The organism is Gimesia sp., from assembly GCF_040219335.1.
GTDB lineage: Bacteria > Planctomycetota > Planctomycetia > Planctomycetales > Planctomycetaceae > Gimesia.
The window spans coordinates 1-20,447 of the sequence record NZ_JAVJSQ010000029.1; the positions used below are offsets into that span (position 1 = coordinate 1).

Here is a 20,447-nt window from a genome sequence, read left to right on the forward strand (position 1 = left end):
CTAAGGATACTTGATGACTGTTTATCAATAGCAGTCCGATCAACAACCTGATGAGGACGATGCTCTTAAAGTTTGACCACCAACCTTTTGCTATATCAAAGCCTCACTCAGAGAAATCTGAGTGAGGCTTTTTTTGCGCGCTGACATCAAACTCAACGAATCAGGTTCGAATTCGTTTCAGAATCCGTTCCAACAGGGAACGTTGTGGAGCTGGGATACCCGAGAATCCCGGATTGTGCAGTGCCGATTCAAATCGGGACCGCTGCTGCACCAATTGTGATTGGCAGTATCTTTCTTGCAAATAAATCATATTCCAATGCGAAATAGACTCCCCCCCCTCAAACCTCATGCTTCAACCGCTGTTCCAGTTCCAGCAGGGCCTGACTGACAATCTCTCGCAGTACAGGTAATTGCGTGCTCACGGTTTCCAGATCCCCATTCGCAGCGGCTTCTTCGGTGCGCTCAGCCTGTTTCAGCAGGGCAGGGATGCCGAATGTTCTCGCGGCTGCTTTTGTTGTGTGGGCGTGGCGATAGGCCTGGACGGCATCGCCGTGCTTCAAATCTCGCTCCAGCCGGTCCATTAATTCAGGCAGTTCGGTGAGACTTTCCCGGATCAACTCACAGAGCAGACCTTCGTCCCCCTCGACCACCCGCAACGCTTCCTGCCAGTCGACCAGAGCTTCGCACGCCTCTGGTTCCGGTTCAGTCGCTATGTTGTCTGAATCGATGACAGCAGTCGCAGGGAAGAACTTCACCAGAGCCGCATCGAGTTCCTGTTTATGAATCGGCTTGGCAATGTAGCCATCCATGCCCGACTCAAGACACGCCTTCACATCAGACTGCATCACCCGCGCCGTCATCGCGATAATCGGAATGTGCGCATCGCTCGCCGCTTCCTCATCACGAATCAATCCGGTCGCCTCCAGCCCGTCCATTTCCGGCATCGTCACATCCATCAGGATCAGATCGAACGGCTCACTTCGCCAGCGCTCTACCGCAAGACGTCCATTTTCAGCGATTTGCACCGTATGTCCCCACTTCTCCAGCAGTGCTTTGACCAGTCGCTGATTCGACCTTCCATCCTCGGCAACCAGGACCCGCAGCGGGGCACTCGTCCACGCATCAGGGCTTTCCGACGGTGCCGATTCTGCTTCAGGTGAATCACCGGCGGCTTTCTCTGCCGACGCGTCTCCCACTGGTAGCGGGAGCGTGAACCGGAATGTACTGCCCCGCCCCTCTTCGCTTTCCGCCCAAATCCGACCATGCATCGCTTCGACAATGCCGGCAGTGATCGTCAGGCCCAGTCCCGAACCGCCAAACTGACGCGTGGTCGAAGAGTCCGCCTGCACGAACCGCGAGAAAATCCGCTCCAGCTGTTCTGCCGGAATACCGATGCCCGTATCGCGGACCATAAACAGCAGTTGCACGCGGCTCTCCGCATCATCGGCTTCGCGTGTGACCTCCAGGTGGACTTCCCCCTCAAGCGTAAATTTGATCGCATTCCCCACCAGGTTCATCAACACCTGTCTCAGGTGCACGGGATCACCAATCAGAGTCTGCGGGACTGCCTCGTGTACCTCCCACGTGATCGCCAGATTTTTCTCCCGATTATGAGAACTGAGCAACCGAAAAACCTTGCCGACCTCTTCACGCAGATCAAAGGAAACCGCTTCCAGTTCGAGTTTCCCTGACTCAATTTTGGAAATATCAATCAGATCATTAATGATCGAAAGCAGCGATTCGCCCGATTCCAGCACGATCGTCAAAAATTCCTGCTGCTGGGGTGTCGGTGAATCACTAAGCAGCAGCTCGGAGAGGCCGATGATCGCATTTAAAGGTGTGCGGATCTCGTGACTCATGTTGGCCAGGAAGCGGCTTTTTTCTTCATTCGCCTGCTCGGCGGCCAGCCGGGCTCTCTGCAGAGTCTCGTCAATCTGTTTATGCACGGTCATGTCAAACAGACTGATCAGCACCAGTTGCTCGTCGTCGATTTCCACGGGAATCAGTCGGACTTCCAGCGGAATCAACTTCCCATCCTGACAGACGCCGTTCACTTCCTGCGGCTCGTTGAGCAGCCTCGCCTGCGGATGATTCAGCAGCTCGCGCAGGCTCTGAATTTCCACGTCCCCCGAGTGCTGGGAGAACAGGTTTTCCAGCGTCATACCGATCAGCACATCCAGATGATAACCAAACATCTGGAACGCGGCCCAGTTAGCCAACTGGATTGTCCCCGCGAGATTCACCAGCAGAATCGGATTCGGCGTCGCTTCCACAACGAGCCGAAAGCGTTCCTCGGCCCGTTTGATCTCAGTAATGTCATGGGCAATGCCGAAGGTTCCAATGACTTTCCCCTTGCGGTTCCGCAGCGGGATTTTCGTTGTCAGCATGGTGAGGTTCTTCCCGTTGGGTCCCTCCAGGCTCTCTTCCCGACGCAACATCTCGATTCCATTCTGCATCAGATCCCGTTCCTGCACCAGACGTTTCCGGGCATAGTCGGCGGGGAAGAAATCGAAGTTGGAGAGCCCCTCCATCTCTTTGGGGTTCTCAATCCCCAGTCGTCGGGAAAGCGCCGCACTCACACGCAGGAACCGGCCTTCGGTATCTTTGAACATGATTTCATCGGGCAGATAGGTGAGCAGTGTTTCCAGTAGAAACTGTTCGTATTCAAGCGCGGCTTCTGCCAGCTTCTGATCGTGAATATCGGTAATCGATCCCGCCATTCGTACTGCACGTCCCCGGTCATCCCAGATCGCCTGCCCACGGGCACGAAACCAGCGGTAAGCCCCATTTTTCAACTGAAGTCGGTACTCCACGTCATACGGTTTACGCCGTTCGATGTGTCTGCTGAGGGCGGCTTTGGTTGGGGTGAGATCATCGGGATGCAGACGATATTCAAATTCGAAAAAGTCGTCACCCATTTCCTCTTCTTTGAGTCCCAGCAGTTCCTTGAAGCGAGTCGCGTAATAGACCTTATTGGTCAGCAGATCCCAGTCCCACAGTCCATCGGTGGACCCCGCAACGGCCAGCTTGAACCGTTCTTCCTTGGCCTCCAGTTCCCGGGTACGCCGGGCAACGGTCTGATCCAGCCGCTCATTGGAAGTCTGTAGACGCCGGTTGAGATCGATCAGTTGCTGCTCCGTGGCGTGATACGCCCGCAGTGCAAACGAAAGGGCAGCGATGTAGGCACTGATCCTCAGGAAATGCCACCACCACCAGGCCATGTCCCACAGTGCCGACATTTCAAACAGAATCCCCGCTGCCCCCAGCAGCATGGTGTGCACGGCAAACAGCCACGATTCATGCTGCGCTGTTTTATGGAACCGCACGATGAAAAACAGACCCGCGATCAGAAATCCCACGCCGCCACAGATATTGAGCGCCCGCGCCAGTGGAGTAAAGTTGCCCTCAGTTATCATCGACGGCAGTTGAGTGGGGAACACGCAGGCATGTAATCCCAACAGGCAGCTGGTCAGCAGGATCAGCCAGATCAGTACCTGGGAGAGCCGGCCCGACAGCGGGGCATAACTGATCCAGACAGTAGCGAAGATCACCCCTCCCGCAAGGGTGGCGACGCTGTGCAGCCAGACAAAGGCATTGCCCGGTTCCACAGCCGCATGGAATGTATCGAGCACGCCCATCGCAATCAGGGCACTGGCCATCGACAGGTAGCAGACTGCTTCCGGCTTACGTCGGGATTCCACCATCAATATGCCGGCAATCGCGACCGCCATCAGTCCACCCGATGTTTCCAGCAGCGAATGTACGGGCAGGTGGGCGAAGCGGGTCTCCGGATAAAACAGCAGCACGATGGCACTGCCGACCGTCGGCATGACGAGTGAGAGCAGCACTCCCAGCAGGGCCCACCAGAGAGTCGGTTTACCTGACATGCCTTTGTCTTTCTACTCGACCATCTTGATTAACAGGATGGTAATGTCGTCCTCGCTTCTCAGTGATCCCGAGAAACGGTAAATCGCTTTTAGAATCTGTTTTACAATTTCTTTCCCCGGTTTCTCTCGATGCTGGTGGATGACCTCACACACCCGTTCGATGCCAAATAACTCCCCTTCGTCCGAGCGGCACTCATACAGGCCATCGGTCACGACGAGTAGAATATCGCCAATCTGTAACTGCAGTTTGCCATCCGTGCCATATTGGTAATCGTGCAGCAGTCCCAGGGCCGGACCGTTGTAATCGGGCATGCTTCTGATTCCCTCGGTATTGATGACCCAGAAGGGATGCCCCGCCGAACAGTATTCCAGTGTCCGTTCCAGGGGATCGTAACGTCCGTAACAGAGAGTCACGAACTGCCCCTCCAGTGTCACCTCACTCACAGCGCGATTGGCAAAGGTCAGAATCTCCCCCGGATCCTGCAGAATGTGGGAGCAGGTGCGCAGCACGCGGCGGGTATCGACCATGATCAGCGAAGGCGCGAAGCCGTGACTGCTGACATCCGCAATGGTCAGGCCCCAGATGGAATTGAGTTTGTCTTCTTCACTCATCAGATGCGCGGGTTGCCAGAGATCATGATTCTTTTTTGCCTGGCGGCTGATCGGAATCACGTCAAAAAAATCCCCGCCAGTCCAGTTAGCGGGGATATAAGCACTTGCCATGTCGACGCCGGCGATTTCCGGCAATGTCTGAGGCAGCAGATGCCGTTGAATTTCCCGGGCATATTCCAGATCCCGGTCCATCGCGATCATGTTCATTTCCATTTCCAGGCGGTGCCTGCGTTCGATGGCATAGCGTATCGATCGCTGCAGCACACAGCTGCTTGCCTCGGATTTGAACACGTAATCCTGTGCGCCCAGTGAAACCGCTTTGATGGCCAGTTCCTGATCGTTACGTCCGCTTAAAATCACGATAGGAATGTGCGCGAAACGCTGATGCAGAAATTGAAATGTATGCAGCCCCATCGAGTCGGGCAGCGTGAGATCGAGGACGATCACATCCACACGCGGGGCAGACTTGAGCCAGTTCACTGCTTCCTCCAGAGAACCGACATGTGTGAGAGCACCGCAGCCGATCTTCTGTAAGCGAGATGTGATCAGCCTGGCATCCAGGATGTTATCTTCGACAAGCAGTAATGAGGTATTTTGCATAATGGCCACGCTGAATATGCAGCATGGCAGGAATGAATATTCCCTCCCTGTATTCCTGCCACTGAACTAGTTACCTCAGGCCCATGTCTTTCAGGTCGAACTTGGAGCCGCGCACAGTTCTATGAATTGTGCGCGGTCAGTTATATCTAAGTTTGCTGATGTTTATTTGAGTTGGCAAGATGAATTTTTCGTTTAAGCAAGAGTTTTAAAAACTGCAACGAAAACCCTTATTCTTCCACTTGCAGATACAGATAAAATGATTCCTTATTCTCTGTTTTTAAGGAGGGTTTTCTCTGTTGTCTATTCGAACAGGTTTTCGCGAAACAGGCCAGCTTTTCTGAACCTGCATCGGGCGGAGATTGTCAGTAAACTGACAGAAGGAGTCCTTTCATAATGGCATTGAACCGCAAACACAGCCGCCGCATCGTGGTGGACAAAGAGACGTATCGATTTAAAGTCTCGACAACCAGCCTCGACAAAGACGGGAATTATCGCCTGAATGTAACCGTGCAGCGCGAGACAGGGGGAGCCCGACTGGATGTACGCGGTCTGCTGACACGCGATTTCTGGCTGGATATTTCGGAACCGGGAGACAAGGACCCTGCGGACTATCCTGTTATCACGCCGAAGCACGTCCGCTTTATTATCGAGCAGGCCCGACAGCAGGGCTGGCAGGCACTGGAACCAGGGCCGACGTTTGTACTCGAACTCGAAAATCAAATGCTGTTCTCTTTCTGAAACCATCGTCTGTGACTTAGCCAGACAGCAGCAGGGAATTTGCCGTGTTGAATTACGAACTCAGGAATCTGTATCACGATCTCATTGATGAGCAACAGGGATTCCAGAGAGCGGATCCCGCTGATATTCAATACCTGTTGGACGAGATCAACGCCGACCCGCAGCTCGGCCGGGCCGAGCGCGCTTTCCTGCGGGGCTATCTGAATTACCACTTTCGCGAAGTCATGCAGCCTCTCGACCGCGAAGCAGAATTCTGGACCGCAGTCGCACTGGCTCCCGACGATCACCAGTCCAATCTGCATCTGGGTTACGAAACCTTTGATGTCGGCAAATACGCGACCGCCCTGACGCAGTTTCAGAAGCTCAATCTGACACTCCATTTCCTCTGGTCGCAGATCAAAATCAGGGAATTGATCGTCAGCTGCCACCTGCATCTCCAGCAGTTCGAGGCGGCAGAAAGCCTCTTGTTCCCCCTGCTTCAACTCTCAGCCGAAGTCAAAGATGATGATTATGCATACCCCAGTGAACTGCTGCGGGCATTGGCACAATGGCACGCCGAATTCCATGCCGCAATTGGAGAGACCGCCTGGCAACGCCTGGTCGAACTGCTGTCTCTGGTTATAAAGAGACACGATCTGAACCGCCTGTTCCAGAAGGAGCTCAACCAGATTATGCAGGATGACTTATCCTCGCTGCCGGAGCTATTTGATTGAGGGAGGCTCCTGTTCTGGACATCCCGCGGAGACTCTGTCATGCTGAATACTACGTATAAGCTGTCACAGTTGTGAATTCGGGAGACGAAAGAAATGAGTCAACAGTCCGGAGATGTCCCCGTTGATCAGGATCGTCCGGTAACACGCAGAACGTTCATCCAGCAGGCAGGTACGGCGACGGCCGCCGGGCTGGCTGCCGCACCTTATGTCTGGGCCGGGGGGAATGAGCAGTCGGAAACACTCCGGGTCGGTCTGATCGGCTGCGGTTCCCGCGGCTCCGGGGCGGCCGTGAATGCCATGCAGGCGGATCCGAATTCAAAGCTCGTGGCTATGGCGGATGTCTTCGAAGATAAACTCAAAGCGAGTGCCGACCGGATCAAAAAAACGATTGGCAAGCAGTACGCTGTAAAACCGGATCAGCAATTCATCGGCTTCGACGCGTATGAAAAACTGTTGCAGACCGACGTCGATGTCGTGTTGCTGACCACGCCGCCCCACTTCCGCCCGCTGCATTTAAAGCAGGCGATTGCCGCCGGCAAACATGTTTTCGCGGAAAAGCCGGTCGCCGTCGACGCCCCCGGTGTCCGTTCCGTGATAGAAACCTGTCGCGTGGCCCGGGAGAAAAAGTTGTCCATCATGTCCGGCCTGATGCTCCGCTACAGCAAAGCCATGCAGGAAACGATGAAGCGGATCCATGAAGGGCAACTCGGCAAGATTGTGACGCTGCAGACGAATTACAACATCAATGGGCTCTGGTCACATCCCCGCAAACCCGAATGGAGCGACATGGAATGGCAGATGCGCAACTGGTACTACTTTACCTGGCTCTCGGGGGGACAACTGGTGGAGCAGCACGTGCATGGACTCGACCTGATGTCCTGGGCGATGCAGAATGAATATCCCGTCAAATGTTTCGGACTGGGCGGTCGGCAGTCGCGGGTCGATCCCCTCTATGGCCACATCTTCGATCATCACGCCATCTGTTATGAATACAGTGGCGGCGAACGCTGCTTTGCTTACTGTCGCCAGCAGGACGGCACCGACATCGATACCTCCCAGCTGATTTACGGATCAAAGGGAACCGCCGATCTGAATCGTAATACGCTCAGCGGCGCCAAGACCTGGCGTTACAGCCGGGCGCGCGGCAGTGCCAGAGGCGGCGTGCAGGACCTGCCTTACGTCCAGGAACACGCGGCCCTGTTTGAGAGCATTCGCACCGGCAGCCCCATCTGCAACGGGGAGTACGCCGCGAAAAGTTCGCTGATGGCCATCATGGGACGCATGGCTTCTTATACCGGGAAAAACGTGACCTGGGAAGAAGCCTGGAACTCTCAGGAAGACCTGACACCTGCCGAATATGCCTTTGGTCCTCTGAAAGTACCTCCCGTCGCCCAGCCAGGGAAAACTCAATTTATTTAAGTGAAACGGGCTGATTACCTCTGGGGGGGGTATCAGCGATTCATTCTCCATCCGTTCCGGTTTCGTTTTTTACGGACGCCTCTGATGCGGAATCCCCGACGATGAGGTGTTTCAACTCTTCAATTTCCTGTTGTAACTTTCGGAGCCGCCGAAGATGTTCGCCCATCAGTTTGAGCAGACCTAAGAGCGCGAAAAATACAAACAGCTGGAAGAAAACCATAGAATTTCCTGTCGAGAAAGTGGTTGATCCTGATGAGCAGCCTGTTTCAGGGAACGCCAAACAGGCCGCAAGGATCAAAATGAGTCGGAAATTGGGCAAATTTCTTTTTTTGCGTGATATTTCTATCTGTATTACGCCTCACTCACTGCAGGGCTAGATTTCTCCGGAAACGGGGGAGTCCGGCAGACGTCCAGTCAGTGATCTGAGGAGTCCGTTATGGACCAGCTTGAGCGACAGCAGAAGCGGTTTTTAAACGCGTTTCTATTGGCGTTATTTCAATTCGTATTGAATCCCGTCTTACTCTTTTTCGGATTCTGTTTTCTGGCAGCCGGTCATGGTGATGATCTGCTCTGGAATCTGGGGGTCACGTCCTGTCTGCTTTTCAACCTGACACTGTTGATGACAGTCGTAACCAGTTATCCCCTCCGCAAACAGGATATAGAACGGACTTTTATCTTTTATACGTTCCTGTTTTTCTTCCTGGCTTACGGAGTCTTCTCGTTCTGGGGACTGTTGCACCTGTAGTGCGTCGGACTGGGATACTTCATTGGCTGATGAAACAGGAACTGAGATGAATTTAACGCAACACATGCCTACATTTACCCGCTGGTATCGAACAGCCAGGCAACGCCTGGTCGAGATGCCTCGCACACCTTACGTTCTGTTTCTGCTGGCTTACATGTTGGCGTCGACAATCTTTCCTCTCTTAATGATGGTGGTTGATTGTCCGCCATTCTTTACTGAAACCATGCTTCTCTGGTTGCCGGTGGTGTCAGGAAATGTGGCGATTCTGTTTTGGAGCAGGAAACACAAACAATTTCGGCCGTCTGTCCTGGTGCGATTGCTGATCATGGCCCTGGTGATGGAAGGGTTCTTTCTGATCATGCGATACTATTATCCTCAGGAGACACCCGAGTATGCCACCATGGAAGAAGTCGTCTTCATGACCGTGTACGGCATCCATTGCGTGTTGCTCTTGATTATGGAACCGGGGCTCCGCAGTTTAATCCGCGGTAAACGTATCATTCGTCTGGTCGTCGATCCGGGGGATTACACAAGACCGTTCTAAAGGCGTTCCGCGATTGAGGAGCTTTGCCTTTACACCAGGCAAATTCCATTTATAATCCGACAGAGTTAATCAAGAATAAAAAACACATTGAGAAGCGATGCAGGACTTCTCAAAGAAAGGAACAACATGCATCAACTGCCTGACGCCGTGAGTGCGTCTTCTCATCTCCTGGTCGTTGATCTGGAAGCCACCTGTTGCAATCAGAAAACGGTGCCCCGCCACGAGATGGAGATCATCGAAATCGGGGCCGTGATGGTGGCCCGCGAATCGCTCCAGACCGTCTCTGAATTCCAGACCTTCATTCAACCGGTCCGGCATCCCCGGCTCACTGCCTTCTGTACCGAACTGACTTCGATCACTCAGAGCGATGTCTCTACCGCAGTCCGTTTCCCTCAAGCTCTGGACGCGCTGATCAACTGGAGCAGGGAGTACAAACCGTTCCTGTTCTGCTCGTGGGGCGACTATGACAAATCACAGTTTCAGCAGGACTGCCGATACCACGGTCGAGAGTATCCCTTTGGGAAGGAGCATCTCAATCTGAAAAAGCAGTTCTCTCAGGTCCAGGGTTATCCACGAAAATTCGGAATGACGCGCGCCCTGAAGCTGACGGGCCTGCCCCTGGAAGGAACCCATCATCGTGGAATCGACGATGCCCGTAACATGGTCCGCATGCTGCCCTGGATTGTGGGGGATTTTAAAGTCTCCGGGGCAGCGAAATCCTGATACCACAGACAGGAAACAGGAAAAACTCAAGAAACAATGAGTTTTTTTCATCTTTGCGCAGATCTTTACGTAAGAATGATGGTTGATTTCTAAACCAGCAGACAGGGAATGTACGCCATGCGGAACTCACGGGAGGCTCACTGACACTGTATTAACGCAGTAGCCAACCCGTTCAAAACTACGTTAAGCATCAATAGGTTAGCTGACTTATCTGCGTCAAGTTCCATAAAATTAATGGGAAAAAGAAGTCGCTATTTGCGTTTGTTTTCCGGCTGGTTTAAAATAAACTGTTCATCGGTATCTTTTATGCTGTACGCGGTCGATTGGGAATTGACTTCTGCACTGCGCAGGTGGAAGATATCAGGATAGAAAAGCGTACTGGAGACCAGGCAACAACCCTTTTCGAGTTACAAAATCCCGTCAAACTGCATCGGGCTGGGATCATGTTCAACATTTACAGGGAGTGATCGATGCGCGAACTCGTTTCAGATTCTAAACATTCATCCCGCAAGGGGTTTACGCTGATTGAGCTGCTCGTCGTGATGGCAATCATTGCGATTCTGGCTGCCATGTTGCTGCCAGCAATTCAGAGAGCCCGCGAGGCGGCACGTCGCACACAGTGCATCAACAATCTGAAACAGATCGCCCTGGCCACAATGAACTATGAAAGTTCTTTTCGCTCGTTCCCTTCCGGCTGGATTGAAGCGATGCCCGTCGATGCGAATGGAAATCAGCAACCAGGTCCAGCAAATGCCAATGTGGCTTTCGCCGAAAACGTGGTAATTCCAGTAGATACTCATACTACGGATTCCAACGGTAATAAAGTGCCCGTGACCCAGTGGAGCCTGACCGAATGGGAACTCTCCCCCTGGTGGGGCTGGCAGGCTCTGATCCTGTCCGATATGAATGCTACGACAGTGAATATCGATTATGATCTTGGCAAATTTGAACAAGACAGCAAAGTGGCGAGCACTGTTCCCATTGAAAGTTACATCTGTCCCAGTGCTTCTCTCCCCTCGAATCGTCCCCGGGACCTAGGGTATTGCAACTATCGTGGCGTTGGTGGACTGCTGACCGGATATTCTTCGGTGAATCCCTTCAGTGCCCAGTTTCGGGGTGGTGTTTTCGGTCCGAATAGCGCGACCAAAGTACGCGATATGCAGGATGGCGAATCCAATACGCTGCTCTTTGGCGAAGCGGCCTTTGGTTTCTGGGCGGACAGCCATAGCGCCGTCTCGGGGGCCGTCTTCGACCCCAACGCCGATCCCAGTACCAACCCACCCATTTTCCACGAAGGGACCAACTTTGACGGTCCACCTTATATGAGCCAGACAATCCACCTCACTTTTGGATCATGGCACGATGACGTCGTTCACTTCGCGCTCGCTGATGGCTCTGCCCGCGGGATGGCGAAAAATATCGATGCCCGGGTGTTCCTGGCGCTCTGTACCCGGAATGGAAACGAACGCGTTACCACCGAATGGTAAACTTCAGGCACGGTCAAACGGAAACGCAATCACTTCCTGCAGTCTCTGTTTACCCAGCGCCAGCATGATCAGCCGGTCAAGTCCCAACGCGGTTCCCGCGCAGGCGGGCAGGCCGGCTTCCATTGCCTGTAACAGATAACTCTCCGCCGGCAGTACCAGCCGCTGTTCCTGTTGACGCAGTTCTGACTGTTTCTGAATGCGTGCCCGCAGTTCGGTCGCGTCAGTCAGTTCGTGATACCCATTACAGATTTCGACTCCCTGTAGATAGAGTTCGAACCGTTCCGACACCGCATGTGGTGACTGCTCATCAGCAGGACGGATCCGGGCCAGCGCGGATTGTTCGGGAGGGTAATCATAAACAAAGACGGCGCCCCTGCGTTTCAATTCAGGTTCGACCAGTTCTACCAGCATCAGGTTCTGCCAGCTTAAACGGTCAGTGGCATCGAACCCTCCGGGCACAGAAATCTGTTTTGATTCTGCAACCCGGGCAAATTCTTCAGCAGATGAACTCAAAGCGGACAGCCCGGCAAACTGCTGAAAAGCGGCTTCATAGCTCAGCCGGGTGAATGTCTCGCTGGGCAGTGGATGTCGCTCACTCTGATCCGAAATTTCAGCAGCCGTCTGATAAATGGTGCGTACGAGAGTCTCCACAAAGGTCATCTGCTTCTGATGCGTCTCGCCCTGTCGATACCATTCCAGCATACTGAATTCGGGGTTATGCATCTCGCCCCGCTCGGCCTGTCGGAAAGCATGCGTGATCTGGTAGATCCGATCTGCCCCCGCGGTCAACAGCCGCTTCATGGCGAATTCGGGTGAGGTCTGCAGGTAGCGGATTGCTGCACCCCGGTTGGCTGTTGGCTGTGCTGTTCCTTCTTCGGCTCGCCACTCACTGGTGAAGGGGTCGATATAGGCATCAACAACAGTATCCCGGGAGAGCAGAGGCGTTTCGACTTCCCAGTACTCGCGCGCCTGGAAGAATTCCCGTATGGTTCGCAGTAACACACTTCGTTGTTGCAGAGTTTCCAGTGAAGCGGTCGGTAAATAATCGGGGAGCTCTGTCACAGCGGGCCTCAGATGGCAGGTGCCTGGTTTCGGAACGGGTTAAGGTGCGGTCGCCGCGAACTTCTGACGAATTGCTTCGATCCGTTCGCGGTTGGTTCCCAGGTCGGAATAACCGATGCGTGATGCGGATCGCACCTGGATCACATTCTGACGCGGTTCGATCAGGAACTCAACATCATCGACAAACCGCAGCCAGCGTGTACGAAATTCCGTCCGTAGATAGTTCTCATCTCCCGTCACAATCTGACAACCAGGAAATTCAGCCAGGACTGACAGCAGGCGTTCACGGGCCTGTGACGGGGAATCAGAAAACTCCAGGGGGGCGATCTCATGAGTTTTAGAGCTGTCGCTGGAACAGACGCAGTTCGGAGATTCCGGGCAGGGGCTGAGTTTACCAGCGTTAACTCCCAGGTTGTCAGGTGGGGAAGTCAGGGAATTCACCCCTACGATGCCGAGCCAGACGGCAATAAAAAAAGAGACGCACCAGAACAAAATCATGTATCTAATACGCCTCCTGTTTCGTGTTGTCTTGTGGGGACTGGTTATGGTTCTGCATCCGTTTCAAAATCAGGCTGATCCTGCAATTCGTGATCCGCATCGGCCTGGGGAGTTCTACGCTTACGGCGGGAATTTTTCACCAGTTGTGCTTCCAGTGATTGTAGTTCTTCCTCATCTGCTGACAATGCTTCTTCGTCAGCAGAAAATGAATTACTCTCTTCCAGAGTATCTGGCTCATCCTGAAAATCCACGAGCTCCGTAGCCGCCGCAGGTTCTGTGGCTGTTTGCGGATCGACTTGTTCGTCCTCGGCGCTGGACTCGAGATTCGACTTATCGGGGAACAGTTGCTTTACCTGCAGCAAACCACGCAGGAACTGAGCTGACGAGGTGACACTGACAGCCAGCGCTGCCCATTTGATGATCCCCAGAGTATTGGATCCCCAGATCGACTCTGCGAAAATAATCAGGGTCGTCAGCACACAGACGCTGGTCAGAATTCCTTTGAACAGCAGATCTGTTTTCTGATGCTTCATCGAATGCCGGGCGATCGCCATACGGGCCGAATAGTTGGCCACATCACGGAATGAGTTCATCGCATCACGAACCGCATCGCGATCCTGAGCGTGTGTGGGAGCCTGGTTCAGCGTCGCCAGTTTTTCTTCCATCGACAGCTGGGGAGCGGTGGCTTGGTGGACCAGCTTCATACCTGCTTCCGCATGATGCGTCGCGCCAGCCGGCTTTGCTGATCCGGATTGTTTCTGATTTGGTTGTGAACCGGGAGATTTGGAACGTGATCGCTCCAGCAGTTTTTCCATATAGGCTGCAATCGAATTTTCTTCCTCTTCTGCTTGCGGAGCAGGAGAGGGTTCGGCTGCAGTCGACTCATAAACAGACTGCATTTCTGCTGACTCAGTTTGCTCCATGGTCGGTGTGGCGTTGTCTTCGGGAGAAACTTCTGGATCTACAGGAGTCTCGCGGGAGAACATGCTCAGCAGCCGGCTTGTCTGCAGTGTCACACCCTCATTCTGTTTTGATTCAGGTTCAGAAACTGGCTCCGGCTCTGGTGTCTCATCTGGCTGGCTTAAGAATGATTCGAGTAAAGAACCGGTCGCTTGAGGTGTTTCTGTTTCAGACGGAGCTGGTTGAGCGGTGTCTGTTTCCGCTAACGCTGCTGCTTCTGGCTCTGCGGCGCTATGATCATCCATCCCGCTGGCAGGGAGCCCCACTTCCGCCATCAGGCTTTCGCGTTCATTCAACTGTTGCTCTCGCAGTTCGACGATATGTTCCCGATCGTCCAGTTGCCCGCGATCTTTCTCGATCTGTATCTGCTGTGTTTCCAAATCATCCCGTTGACGGCTGATCTCATCGCGATCAATCTCCAGCTGATCGCGATCCAGCATTAACTGTTCCCGCTCTGTGGCCAGTTGGGCGATCGTCGACTGTTCTTCATCGTACGCTTGCTGATTGTCAGTCAGTTCCTGTTCGCGTGCCGCGAGCTCTGCTTCCCGGTCCGCCAGTTGCCGTTCCCGCTCATGCAGCTGTTCCTCGTGTTCTCCGAGTTCAGCCTGGGCCTGCTGCAACCGGCTTTCATCCGCCTGCAATGCTTCCTGAGCAGCCTTGAACTGTTGCTGGTTCTGAGCGAGCGTTTCCTGCTCGGTTTCCCGCTGTGCGAGTTCGGCTTCGCGTTCTGCCAGTTGTCCCTCTCGCGCACTCAACTGTGCCTGTTGTTCTTCAAGTTCCGTCTGAGCTTCCTGCAACCGGGTTTCACCTGCCTGCAATGTTTCCTGGGCAGACTTCAACTGTTCCTGGCTCTGAGTGAGTTCTTCCAGTTCGGTTTCCCGTTCTGTGAGCTCGGCTCCACGCTGTTCCAGATCCGATCGCAGCTGTTCCAGTTCGTCACGCTCAACCGCCAGTTTCTCCGCATCTGTCGAATTCATGACGTCAGCAACAGGCTCATTCACCAGTTGATCAGCGCGTTGTTTCTGCTCGCTGATCAGTTTCGCAAGTTCCTGTTCCTGCTCCGAAATCAGGGCTTCCCGTTCCGCTAATGTCTTTTCGCGTGTTGCTAATTCATCCTGATCCGGCAAGTCGGATTTAGCACGTTCCAGTTCAGTTCGAGCTTCGTCGAGTTCGGTACGTTCTGTATCCAGCGCTACCCGCGACTGGGCGAGTTCGGCTTGCGTATTCTCTAATTCTGTCTGTGCGGTTTCCAGGGAAGACTGCTGCGCTTCCAGGCTGGTCTGTAGTTGTTCAAGTTCCTGCTGCCGTGTTTCCAGTTCAGACTCACGCTCAGACAATTCGAATTTCTGACGCTCGACTTCATCCTGTTGGTGATCTAGCGTAGACTGTGCCTGCTGTAATTTCTCTCGCTCAACTTCCAGCTCTTCACGGTCCCGAACGATCGCGGCCCGTTGTTCCTCGCAGGAGTTGCGATTCGTCTCCAGCTCTGTTTGTTCCTGCTCGATCGTAGTTTGTTTCGATTCCAGTTCCGCCTCTGTTTGACTCAGTTCTGTTTCGCGGTCGGTCAGCAGTTGTTCCTGTGTCGTCAGCTTCTGCTGCAACTGGTCGAGTTCTTCACTTCTCTGTGTGAGTTCTGTACGCTGATCATCCAGTTCAGCGCGGGCTCCTTCCAGTTCGCGTTGTTCCTGTTCCAGTTCGGTACGGGCATTGTCCCATTCGAGTTTTTCGTTTTCGAATTCACTCTGCTCGGCTTTCAGCTGTTCCGTCTGTGTGGCCAGCTCTGCCTGCTGCGTTTCGAGTTGAGACCGCTCTGCTGACAGTTCCTCAACCTGAGACTCCAGAGCCGCCTGTCGCTGCTCGAGTTCTGACTGCTGGGCCGTCAGTTCGTTCTGCTGCCGGGAGAGTTTGGTTTGCAATTCTTCCAGAGCCGCTGATTTCTGATCGAAGGCTTCACGCTGTGACTGCAATTCCTGTTGCTGCTGCGTGCAGGACTCTGTTTCTGCTTCCACTCGGGACTGCTGCGCTGCTAATTCCTGCCGCGCGGTTTCCAGGGATTCCCGCTCCTGTTGCAGTTGTTTTCGCTCTGTTTCCAGCTCCTGTTGCAGTGCACTCTGGTCGGCTGCGTTCTGCTGGGCGACATCGAGGTTCTGCTGCTGCTCTTTTAGGGCCTGTTGTTTCGATTCCAGTTCCTGCTGACGTTGTTCCAGGTCTTCTGCCCGGGTATTCAACTGGTTGTGCTGTTCTGCCAGATCCTGTTCCCAGTTTCTGAGAGCACGCTCAATCTCGATGACGGCGGCTGTCGAGTGCTGTTGGGCAGACTGATCTGCTTCCAGCCAGGCACGTTCGGTTTCCTGTTCTGAACGATCGGCGGCCTGCGTCTGTTCCAGGTCAATCCAGGCTGCGACCAGGGCACGCTGTTCCGCAGTGATGTTGTTTCGTTCGGCTTGCAGATTCTTTTGCAGACGCTGTAATCGTTGGTGCTGACCTTCCAGTTGTCGCTGTCCGATGATGATTTGCTGCTGTTCTTCAGCCACATCGCCTTTGAGAAGTTCCAGCTGCTGCAGTTTCTGATCCAGTTCCAGGATCGCTGCATCAAAAGAACGGATTGAGTCCTCCTGTTCTGCAGAGCGGGGCGCCGGTTCGGGCGGAGCAGGGGGCTGCAGGGTGAAGCGTTCCTGCAACTGTTCCAGTTCCGCTTCCTGTGCCTGCATTTCCTGCTGCAGGGCAACCTGCTCCTGTTCGATCTGTTTCAGGAGTTGCTGACGTTCTTCGAGCTGTTTCTGGAATGCAGCCAGGGCACGCAGTTCTTCCGGGATCTCAATCTGGGTACGTGTAGCAACAGGTGCATTGACTGGCGCTGGTTCCATTTCCGATTTCGCGGCGGGAGCCACTTCTTCGATCGATTCGACCTCGAACTTCACAGGGCCGATCAAAAGCTTCATGCCCTGCGTCAACGTCAGTCGTCGAATGGGGCGTTCGTTAACCCACAGCCGGTGATCGATGGCTTCGATCGTCGCGTCAAAGTCGGTGATTGTCAGCCGACAGTGTTCCGGAGCAATTCCCGGTACTTCCAGCCGGATCGCGCATTCCGTCCCTGAACCGATCAAATATTCACCGGTAGTCAGTTTGAGTGGAGCGATGCGATGAGTTATGGGCACGAGGCAGACTTCGAGCCCTGAGGTGCTCGTCTGCTGCCCTGACTGAGAGGCTGTGGATGAGGTCGTTAACATCCTGCTACTCCAAAAAAACACGTGGCTGGTACGGCGGGGAACGTAGCTGTCGCAGTGACCAGAGAGTTCAAATGTGACGATGATTCAAAAAAGAAACATACAATATCTACTGGCATATACCTCAGAAACAGAGGTCGGTCAAACTTTGGCACCTGCACAAATGGAGGGATTTCTCTGAAATAAAAGTGTCAGGTAACTCGGCGCGAAAATGACGATTGTAGGTATTCTCAGCCCGCTGGTTTTTGTCTGTATTTCCGGAAATTCAGACAAAAATGGTAGTGAAACCGCTCTCTTCTACAGAGTCCTGTGACATCGGCAGCCGGGATGTCTATAATGGTAGTGACTGTTACAATTCCGATTCGCACTCTCCATTCCATGACGGCGACACGGCAGGTTCCAGGGGGCCTGTCTCGCAAATGGTACCGGTTATATGGCACACTGGCTGAAAAATCCGTCGAAGGCAAAGCGTCGCGAAGAAGATATACCGGAGCCGTATGAGATCGTCTGCGTCTGTGGCGTGAGCCTTTCCGGATATCGACGCAAGGCCCCCTACAGACATACCTGTCAGCAGTGCGGCGAAAGCTATTTTATTCTGCCCCGTAACACTTATCCCCCGCTTCAGTCCCGGAAGAAAAAGAAGAAGATTCCGACCCAGCAGCGGATTACGGAATACGTATTGAATTCCCCGCTGGTGACGCGCCTGCGGGAGAAACGCCAGCAGAAACAGGCGACCCGTAAAGGGCAGGCTGCAGACAACGGTCAGCCCGCTCAGGCCGAGCTCTCACCCTTTGAGCTGCCACCCCCGCGTACCCGACTGATCACACCGTTTCGGGCGATCCTGGCGGGAATCGCGTTGATCATTGGAGTCACCGGTTATGGCATCTGGCACAGCCGTCAGATTGAGAAAGCCGAGGTCATGCTGAAAACCGCATCCGAAGCCGGGCAGCAACTGCTGGAAGAGGGAGATCTGGTCGGGGCGAACAGTGCATATCAACAGGCGTCTGAAGCCGTGGATATACTGGGCAGGCATGACCGACAGGCATTCGATGTGCAGCAGACCGCGCGGGAACTGCAGGCACTGAACCGCCAGGCGGGGGCTCCGCTGTTTGACATCGCAGAAGAAGCGGTCACTCAGATCAAGGAACAGGATCTCAAAGGTTGGCAGTCCCTGTTTGACATTCGTTATGAAGGCAGCTGGCTCCTGTTTGAAACCACACTCTCTCCCGTCTCCTCGGGTAAAGAGGAAGCAGGACCTCGCTACCGGCTCAATTTTCCGGTGATGCTGGATGAATACACGTTGAATCTGGATCTGGCTGATCCGTCATTTCGCGAGTATGTCGAAAGGCACCCCGGTGAGCCGCTGATTTTTGCCGCGCAGATGAAGGCCTTTGAACAGGATCAGAATCAGCCTGCGTCCGGCGTGATTCTGCTCGACGGCAAAACCGCATTTCTTTGGTCACACCTGAATCTGTATGAGCAACTGGGTATCCCCTTCGATGAATATCACGACCGGGGGCACGTCGAAAAACTGCTCAAGCAACAAACGTTATTTCTGGAGCGTGCCCTGTGATACAACGCCTGATACGCACCTGCTGCCTGTTTTTAGTCTGTCTCTCGTTGATCGGCACGGGGGATATCTTCGCCGCCGACCGCAGTATCCAGAACTTTGTGAGTCAGCGCGAACAATGGAATAAACTGCTGGGTGTGACGCAGACGCTGGAAGGACGCGTTTCAACGTACAACTCGCTCTCGATGCGGTTCCGCAACTGTCCCATCCCCTTCTACTTTGCCGGTAAAGTGCCCCGGCTGGATGACAGCTTTCAGAATGTGGAAGTGACCGGTCAACTGGCCCGCGAGAATGGACGGCTGTTGTTTAAGATTACATCGCTCAAAAAATTACCGGGCGACCTGGAGCATTTCGTCACCGAACAATCCAAAATCGATTTGAGTGATCCCCGCGACTGGTATGAACTCGCGAAATGGGGACAGCAGCGGGCCGAATTTTATAACGACGAGGAGCTCAAACAGAAGGCACTCAATGCATTTCGCCGAGGCGTCGAAGCCGAATACAGCCAGCTGCGAATCAAGCAGCCGGAGAACCTGATGAAACTGGCTGAGAAGGCAGAGGAATTCAAACTGGATCCCCGGCTGGCAGAGGCCTATCGGCACGAAGCCCTGGTTCTCGAATGGGAACAGTTGAAAAAACAGAAAGGTTCCAATGCAGATCCCGTCCGGGCGCAGCTGATCAAGCTGTTCCCCAAAAGTATTACCCCGCTCAAAGCCGATCAGCCGGCCGAACGCAAACGCTATCTCGCAGATCAGGTGGCCGAATTTCAGAAAGCAAACCCGGAGCAGCGGCAGCGGATGGTCCGCTGGTTCTATTCACAGATTGTGCTCGATCAGATTCTCAAAGGGCTCGCCGAAGGGGGGAGTAACGGCTTCAAGATCGCCGCAGATATCAAAAAACAGCTGCCCGAACGACCTGACCTTGCCAGACAGTATGAGCAGATGCAGCTCAGCTTTGACTTCCACCGGATTGACGAACTCCCCCGACAGTACGTTCTGGATCTGGCGAAAGAATACCAGCAGCGCGGTGATCAGACCAAAGCGAAACAGACTCTGGAAAACTGGGTGGAAGCCCGTCGGAAGAAACTCGAGCCCGGCGATGCGGATGGTCGCGTGAGTGTGGCCCGCGACCTGATGGAGCTGACGGGGAACAGGCCCGGGGCTGTCAAACTTCTGCTGCAGGCCTGGGAACTGAATCCGAAATCAGCGGAAACCGCAGCCATGCTGGGGCGGCTGGGGTATATGCTGCATGAAAATAAATGGCTCGATCCCCAGGAAGTTAAGGAGTTTCGCGACGATCCGATTCGTAAGGCGATTCGCAACGGGACCGTGGTCGCTGGCATGAACCGGGATCAGGTTAAGAAAGCACTGGGAGCGCCAACACAGGTCGGTCGCAGTATTTCCGGCGGGGCGATCAACGAGCTCTGGATCTATGGTGAAGCCGGGAACCAGGGATTGATCATTCAACTCTCCCGCAAGCAGCGGGCAGACGAATTCAAAGTCATCCGCATTAAAAATGCCGCCGCGGCAGCCGGTGGAATAGTGCCCGAAACATCAACGATTGAGTAAGCGAATGCACACACTGTGCTGCAGTCTGCCATGCGCATATGTGATTGTGAAAATCCGTTGAGATTCCCGGCTTTCATTGAATCAACATTGTAAG

The 20,447-nt window shown here is 53.9% G+C and carries 15 protein-coding genes; 9 read left to right on the forward strand and 6 right to left on the reverse strand.

Annotated features, from left to right (window positions below):
* Positions 1 to 338 precede the first annotated feature (338 nt).
* Positions 339 to 3,887 carry a PAS domain S-box protein gene (locus tag RID21_RS21930; protein WP_350192612.1) on the reverse strand — a complete coding sequence of 1,183 codons (3,549 nt, stop codon included), beginning with the start codon at positions 3,885 to 3,887 and terminating at the stop codon, positions 339 to 341.
* A 12-nt stretch (positions 3,888 to 3,899) separates the two neighbouring features.
* Positions 3,900 to 5,099, reverse strand: coding sequence for a PP2C family protein-serine/threonine phosphatase (locus RID21_RS21935; protein ID WP_350192614.1), 1,200 nt, complete (start codon positions 5,097 to 5,099; stop codon positions 3,900 to 3,902).
* Positions 5,100 to 5,492: 393 nt separating this feature from the next.
* On the opposite strand from RID21_RS21935, the gene RID21_RS21940 reads away from it, so the two are divergent.
* The 3 genes from RID21_RS21940 (at position 5,493) to RID21_RS21950 (ending at position 7,969) form a co-directional block, all read left to right on the forward strand.
* Positions 5,493 to 5,837: a hypothetical protein gene (locus RID21_RS21940; protein WP_350192616.1), complete on the forward strand. Its 345-nt coding sequence runs from the start codon at positions 5,493 to 5,495 to the stop codon at positions 5,835 to 5,837.
* A 44-nt stretch (positions 5,838 to 5,881) separates the two neighbouring features.
* Positions 5,882 to 6,550, forward strand: a complete 669-nt coding sequence (locus RID21_RS21945; RefSeq protein ID WP_350192618.1) for a tetratricopeptide repeat protein — start codon at positions 5,882 to 5,884, stop codon at positions 6,548 to 6,550.
* Between the two features lie 93 nt (positions 6,551 to 6,643).
* The gene (locus RID21_RS21950) at positions 6,644 to 7,969 is read left to right on the forward strand and encodes a Gfo/Idh/MocA family protein (protein ID WP_350192620.1); all 1,326 of its coding nucleotides are present in this window, start codon (positions 6,644 to 6,646) and stop codon (positions 7,967 to 7,969) included.
* Positions 7,970 to 8,009: 40 nt separating this feature from the next.
* On the opposite strand, the gene RID21_RS21955 is transcribed toward RID21_RS21950, so the two are convergent.
* Positions 8,010 to 8,189, reverse strand: a complete 180-nt coding sequence (locus tag RID21_RS21955) for a hypothetical protein (protein WP_350192622.1) — start codon at positions 8,187 to 8,189, stop codon at positions 8,010 to 8,012.
* Positions 8,190 to 8,405: 216 nt separating this feature from the next.
* On the opposite strand from RID21_RS21955, the gene RID21_RS21960 reads away from it, so the two are divergent.
* The 4 genes from RID21_RS21960 to RID21_RS21975 all read left to right on the forward strand — a co-directional run bounded on the left by RID21_RS21960 (position 8,406) and on the right by RID21_RS21975 (position 11,468).
* Positions 8,406 to 8,714 (forward strand): hypothetical protein, encoded by a 309-nt coding sequence (locus RID21_RS21960; protein WP_350192624.1) that lies wholly within the window; start codon positions 8,406 to 8,408, stop codon positions 8,712 to 8,714.
* Between the two features lie 46 nt (positions 8,715 to 8,760).
* Positions 8,761 to 9,258, forward strand: coding sequence for a hypothetical protein (locus RID21_RS21965; RefSeq protein WP_350192626.1), 498 nt, complete (start codon positions 8,761 to 8,763; stop codon positions 9,256 to 9,258).
* Between the two features lie 126 nt (positions 9,259 to 9,384).
* Positions 9,385 to 9,981: a 3'-5' exonuclease gene (locus RID21_RS21970; protein WP_350192628.1), complete on the forward strand. Its 597-nt coding sequence runs from the start codon at positions 9,385 to 9,387 to the stop codon at positions 9,979 to 9,981.
* Positions 9,982 to 10,451: 470 nt separating this feature from the next.
* On the forward strand, positions 10,452 to 11,468 hold the full coding sequence (locus RID21_RS21975) for a DUF1559 family PulG-like putative transporter (protein WP_350192630.1): 1,017 nt from the start codon (positions 10,452 to 10,454) through the stop codon (positions 11,466 to 11,468).
* A 3-nt stretch (positions 11,469 to 11,471) separates the two neighbouring features.
* Here RID21_RS21975 and epmA read toward each other — a convergent pair whose 3' ends face one another.
* From epmA to RID21_RS21990, 3 genes are read right to left on the reverse strand one after another with little or no spacing between them, the layout of a single operon-like run.
* Positions 11,472 to 12,530, reverse strand: a complete 1,059-nt coding sequence (gene epmA / locus RID21_RS21980; protein WP_350192632.1) for an EF-P lysine aminoacylase EpmA — start codon at positions 12,528 to 12,530, stop codon at positions 11,472 to 11,474.
* 39 nt (positions 12,531 to 12,569) lie between these two features.
* A complete protein-coding gene (locus RID21_RS21985; protein ID WP_350192634.1) occupies positions 12,570 to 13,028 on the reverse strand; it encodes a DUF1499 domain-containing protein in 459 nt (152 codons plus the stop codon).
* 44 nt (positions 13,029 to 13,072) lie between these two features.
* Entirely contained in the window at positions 13,073 to 17,218 is a 4,146-nt protein-coding gene (locus RID21_RS21990; protein WP_350192636.1) for an FHA domain-containing protein, read from the reverse strand.
* A gap of 430 nt (positions 17,219 to 17,648) precedes the next feature.
* Between RID21_RS21990 and RID21_RS21995 the strand changes: the two genes are divergently transcribed.
* Positions 17,649 to 18,788 (forward strand): hypothetical protein, encoded by a 1,140-nt coding sequence (locus tag RID21_RS21995; RefSeq protein ID WP_350192638.1) that lies wholly within the window; start codon positions 17,649 to 17,651, stop codon positions 18,786 to 18,788.
* Positions 18,785 to 20,353: a hypothetical protein gene (locus tag RID21_RS22000; RefSeq protein WP_350192640.1), complete on the forward strand. Its 1,569-nt coding sequence runs from the start codon at positions 18,785 to 18,787 to the stop codon at positions 20,351 to 20,353. The genes RID21_RS21995 and RID21_RS22000 overlap by 4 nt, the downstream gene beginning before the upstream one ends.
* The last annotated feature ends 94 nt before the right edge of the window (positions 20,354 to 20,447 follow it).

Excerpts from the sequence above, each read along its gene's own strand:
- RID21_RS21930 (WP_350192612.1), bottom strand. The coding sequence starts at position 3,887 with ATGTCAGGTAAACCGACTCTCTGGTGGGCCCTGCTGGGAGTGCTGCTC.
- RID21_RS21935 (WP_350192614.1), bottom strand. The coding sequence starts at position 5,099 with ATGCAAAATACCTCATTACTGCTTGTCGAAGATAACATCCTGGATGCC.
- RID21_RS21990 (WP_350192636.1), bottom strand. The coding sequence starts at position 17,218 with ATGTTAACGACCTCATCCACAGCCTCTCAGTCAGGGCAGCAGACGAGC.
- RID21_RS21955 (WP_350192622.1), bottom strand. The coding sequence starts at position 8,189 with ATGGTTTTCTTCCAGCTGTTTGTATTTTTCGCGCTCTTAGGTCTGCTC.
- RID21_RS21970 (WP_350192628.1), top strand. The coding sequence starts at position 9,385 with ATGCATCAACTGCCTGACGCCGTGAGTGCGTCTTCTCATCTCCTGGTC.
- RID21_RS21965 (WP_350192626.1), top strand. The coding sequence starts at position 8,761 with ATGAATTTAACGCAACACATGCCTACATTTACCCGCTGGTATCGAACA.
- RID21_RS21985 (WP_350192634.1), bottom strand. The coding sequence starts at position 13,028 with ATGATTTTGTTCTGGTGCGTCTCTTTTTTTATTGCCGTCTGGCTCGGC.
- RID21_RS21950 (WP_350192620.1), top strand. The coding sequence starts at position 6,644 with ATGAGTCAACAGTCCGGAGATGTCCCCGTTGATCAGGATCGTCCGGTA.
- RID21_RS21995 (WP_350192638.1), top strand. The coding sequence starts at position 17,649 with ATGGCACACTGGCTGAAAAATCCGTCGAAGGCAAAGCGTCGCGAAGAA.
- RID21_RS21975 (WP_350192630.1), top strand. The coding sequence starts at position 10,452 with ATGCGCGAACTCGTTTCAGATTCTAAACATTCATCCCGCAAGGGGTTT.
- RID21_RS21960 (WP_350192624.1), top strand. The coding sequence starts at position 8,406 with ATGGACCAGCTTGAGCGACAGCAGAAGCGGTTTTTAAACGCGTTTCTA.
- RID21_RS21940 (WP_350192616.1), top strand. The coding sequence starts at position 5,493 with ATGGCATTGAACCGCAAACACAGCCGCCGCATCGTGGTGGACAAAGAG.